The following is a 4603-nucleotide window of genomic DNA, read 5'->3' on the forward strand; positions in this document are numbered from 1 at the left end:
AGTCAGAGCCGGTACTAGTGTGGGCGCGAATTACTCTGAAGCCGACGATGCTGAATCAAAAAAAGATTTCCAGCATAAAATAGGAATCTGCAAAAAAGAATCCAGAGAAACCAAACATTGGTTAAGAATGACAGTTGTTATTCAGCCAGAGCTAAAAGATGAAGCCAGAAAACTCTGGCAAGAAGCTAAAGAACTAAACCTGATATTTAATTCAATTAACAATAAACTTAGAAATAGATAATTTAGAAATTGGGATTTGATTAGGTTAATTAGAAATTAGTAATTAGAAATTTTATGGATAACACTTTAACTCCGGACGAGCAGATCGCGATGGCAGGGCAATTAAGGCAGGCAAAGTCAGGCAAGGGCGAGGAAGAAAATAATGCTGAAACCGCGGAGCCGCGGAGCTTGCGTGAGAAAGTAATGCAGGCGCGGCGGGCAATGGATATTAAACAGAGAGCTAAAGATAAGATTAAGGAAAAAATTACGGAGCCGGCGAAGCAGGGAACGAATAGCGCTTTGCGCTGGGCATGGACTACGCTTATTCCGAGCTGGGGCTTGAGTTTGATTTACATAAATTTGCATGTGTTTTTAAAAATGGTTTTCGGGGAAAAATTATTTTGCAAATTAGGCCATGAGTGGATACCCAAGCAGATCAGCCAAGCCGGCGGCGGCGAAGCGGCTAAAACGGCCGGCAGGGCGTTTGGAATCGTGGAGGTGATGGGGCTGGTGATGCTGGATTTAATAGTTGGTTTTATTATATTCGGATTGTTGGCTTTCATTGTAATTTTAGCAGATATTATCGTTAATCCAATAAGCGCTATTTGGAGTTTTGCTTGGGATTGGGTTGGCAACGCGTTTAAGGCGATATTAGATATATAAAATGAAAATGAATTTAAAGATAAAGAAAAAAAGATATAGTTTTTGGGTTTTATTAGCGTTATTAGTGCTAAGCAGTTTTTTTGTTGGTAATTTTGCTAATGCAGGATTAAGTAATGCGGTATCAGGCATAGTTGGACATATTGTTCAATTCTTAGTTTGGATATTGGGAGGCATATTATTTGTTTTAATTTATATATTGGTTTGGATTGCTCAATATAATGATTTTATTCATTCAGGCGCGGTAACTATTGGTTGGGTGCTTGTTAGGGATTTGTGCAATATGTTTTTTATCCTGATTTTATTAGTTATCGCTTTTGCCACAATTTTAAGGATTGAAAACTATAATGTTAAGAAATTATTGCCGAAGCTGTTAATAATGGCGGTTTTGATTAATTTTTCTAAAACCATCTGCGGGCTTATTATTGATTTTGCCCAAGTGATAATGCTTACTTTTGTTAATGGGTTTAAGGATATGGGCAGCGCTAACCTAACATCAATGTTAGGAATAAAAGATATTTTAGCCATAAATGCTGATGCTCCAGATGTAAGTCTTTTAAGTATTGTGGGCTCGTACTTTTTAGCTTTGCTATATACAATTATTTCAGTAATTGTAGTTTTGGTTATTGTAGCGGTTTTAGTTATGAGAATAATTATGCTATGGGTGTATATAGTGCTTTCTCCTTTAGCTTTTTTATTATCAGCTTTTCCGGCGGGGCAAAAATATGCTTCGCAATGGTGGAGCGAGTTTTCTAAGCAGGTTGTGGTTGGTCCAATTTTAGCGTTTTTTATATGGCTGTCGTTTGTATCTATTGGCACTAATAATGCCGGTACTATCTTAAATACACCCAAGCCTGGTGATACTGGTAATACTACCAAGCTTTCTAGCCAACCAGTTGCAGGATTAGCTGAAGCAGGAACTCCGGATAATATGATTAAATTTATTATTTCTATCGGCATGTTAATTGGCGGGCTTATGGTAACCCAGCAGTTGGGCGGCGTGGTTGGGAGTATAGCGGGGAAAGGAATGGCGGCGATACAGAAGGGGAAGGGGTTGGCTTGGAAGGGGGCAAAAGCGCCTTTTAGAGGAGTCGCCGATGTAGGAGTCGGAGCTTTATCAAGATGGGATGGGTTAAAAAATACTTTAGCCAGAGTGGGAGGAAGTAAAGTGCCGCTCGTTAGGTCTCTTGCTACGCAAGCCCATGTGGGTTTAGGCGCCAGGCAAAGATTTCAAGAGGAAAAAGCGCAAAAATATATAAGCAATATTAACGATCCTAGAATTTTAGCAAGAATGGCAAACCAAACAGCTATCACGCCATGGCAAAGGGCGATGCAAAAGGTAGCTCGCAATAAAGTGCCCAGCACCATTAGTGATGTCGGAGATAGACAGAGACATTTGAATGAGATGAGCAGGGAAAATTTAGGAAAGTTGGGCGATGCAGAATGGCACGCTTTAGGAGCGAATAATGTAAATTTAACCGGTCGCGCTTTATCCTACATCCAAAAGAATTCTGATGAGAGAGGGGCGTATAATTATGGACATCAAACAGCGGGACGCGGCACTGGAAGTTATGCGATTGGAATTGACAGTAGAGGCAATAATTTAAACCCAGCACGCTCTCGTTTAGCTTACGGCAATTTACCAGGTCATAGAACAGGAGCAGCCGCAGCGTCGCCAATTCCAGCCGATCCAGATGAGAAAGCAAGACTTACGAGAACAGGTCGATATGCTAATAGATACAGGAAAGCAGAAGATGAAACAAAAGCAAGAGGCGCTGGTAATTTAAGCGTAGGCGAATTTGGCAGAGAACAAACTAACACCATGGCGGTTGATTTTGATAAGCTGAATTTAGAGTCATTAAAAGAATCGGCTGGCGAAAAATTTGAGGATATAAAAGGCGTCAATGTAACCAACTCGGAAACGATTAAACAGGTAGCCGATAAAATGGTTAGCGTTCTTAACAGTGAAATAAGTAAGCTAAAATTACAAGGCGTAAGTGGTAAAAAAGTAGATAATTTAGAAGCGGCTAAAGAGAGGTTTAAGGATCCGAGCAAGCTTGACAACATTAGCTTGGTGAATTCCAGCAGTCGCGGGTATAATTTAAGCGATTTAAAGAAAACGAAAATTCACGAAGAGTTCCATGGCTTCGGAATTAAAGATGAAGCGGATACTGAAAAATTAACTCAGCATACTATTGATACAAAGAGTTATTCAAAAGTCAGGAGTATGGCAAAATCGGGAAAGTCAGTGGATGAAATTATTAATTCCGAGAAAGCAGACGATGAAGAAGTGAATGAAAGCAGGGGGGCATCTGAAAATTTAAATAATAATCCTGCCACAGGCCCAATTATTAAAAATATAGTATCAGAATCAGCTGGAGTTTCGCCAGTATTTAAAGATTTGGTATATTTGGTTAGGTTATTGAACAAAACCATAATTGCCCAAACCAGCAGTTTGGGCAAAATGGGAAAAAATATAGCAGAAATGACAAATATTAATCCGGAAAAAACTACGCCCCTGGAAATAAGCGTTATATCTGAGAAAATAAAAAATTTAGATTAATTTATGAGCTATTACAATGATTGTTTAATAAAATTCAGTAAATTGCCAGATGAGATACGGAATAAAATTGGCAGCGTTGATGCCGTGGACAAGATAAATAAAATAGAAGCCGATTATAAAGTTGAGCTGAAGTTTTTGGTTATATTGGTGGCCATCGGAGATATTGAAATTAAATATATACCATTGTATTTGGAAAAGAAATTTCAGTTAAATAAGATAAAGGGCGAAGAAATAAAAGCAAAATTAGTGAAACATATTTTTAGTTTGATTGTAGATAAAAATTCTAAAACTGTTAGGGGAGCGGAAGAAAAAATCAAAGATATTTTTCAAAATAGATTAATTGAAACTCTGAATGGAGATGAGGAATTCAAAGAAGTTTTAAACGAGGAATTGGTTGCGCAATTTTTAAGCGGAGGGGAATTGAAGCAAGGCGAGCTATTAAAAGTTTTATTGGATAATCAAGAAAGAATTACTCATAAGAATTTTATTATTGATGGTCGGCCACATTCACCAAGTATTGCCAACTGGCTAAAAGATTTTATTAAGGTGAATGGAAGCGGAGTGTTTGATAATTTAGTTTTAACAGAGCATATAACTAATTCGGAAAATACTAAAATACTAGATGAGCAGGAAAAGATGCTGGTGAAAAGATTGTTTTTATTTTATCGTAATTTAAAGTTTTTTCCGGAAAGTATGGGCGATTTGCCGATGGAGCAATGGGAAATTATTCCAATTGAAAAAGAAAGCGAAGGAATGGCGAAGGCGCGGACCGTGAGCGGGCCGCCCGCAACTGCGGCTGAGGAAAAGATAGAAGAATTAAAACAAGAAGAGCAAAAGTACGGCAAAGGCGGGTTGGAAGAAAAAGCGATTGAAGAAGAAATTGAAAAAGAGAAAAAAATTGAGGAATTGCGCGCTATGGCCGGCCAATATCCTGAAGGCAGTTTGGAAAGGAAAGCGGTTGAGGAGGAGATGAGGAAATTGGAATTATGAATCATGAATCATGAATTATGCCTGCCCCTCTGCGCGCTTGCCCGCGGCAGGGGCCCGCGGCAGGGGAATAATGGGAAATGCAGGAAAATTAATATGTCTAATATAATTCCCGTAGAAAAAATTGAAAATAAAATATTGTTAATTAGAGGTTTGAAAGTTATGTTGGATCGG

General features: G+C 38.6%; 4 protein-coding genes. All 4 read left to right on the forward strand.

All coding sequences use genetic code 11. The features are described 5' to 3' along the window. A partial coding sequence (locus tag KKD20_03495; protein ID MBU4332160.1) for a four helix bundle protein occupies positions 1 to 241 on the forward strand: 241 nt, incomplete at its 5' end. A gap of 53 nt (positions 242 to 294) precedes the next feature. Next, positions 295 to 882 (forward strand): hypothetical protein, encoded by a 588-nt coding sequence (locus KKD20_03500; protein MBU4332161.1) that lies wholly within the window; start codon positions 295 to 297, stop codon positions 880 to 882. A 7-nt stretch (positions 883 to 889) separates the two neighbouring features. Continuing rightward, complete coding sequence (locus KKD20_03505) at positions 890 to 3442, forward strand: hypothetical protein (GenBank protein ID MBU4332162.1); 2553 nt, start codon at positions 890 to 892, stop codon at positions 3440 to 3442. Between the two features lie 3 nt (positions 3443 to 3445). After that, positions 3446 to 4432: a hypothetical protein gene (locus tag KKD20_03510; protein ID MBU4332163.1), complete on the forward strand. Its 987-nt coding sequence runs from the start codon at positions 3446 to 3448 to the stop codon at positions 4430 to 4432. The last annotated feature ends 171 nt before the right edge of the window (positions 4433 to 4603 follow it).

Source organism: Patescibacteria group bacterium (genome assembly GCA_018896645.1).
GTDB lineage: Bacteria > Patescibacteriota > Patescibacteriia > UBA2591 > JABMQE01 > JAHIMF01.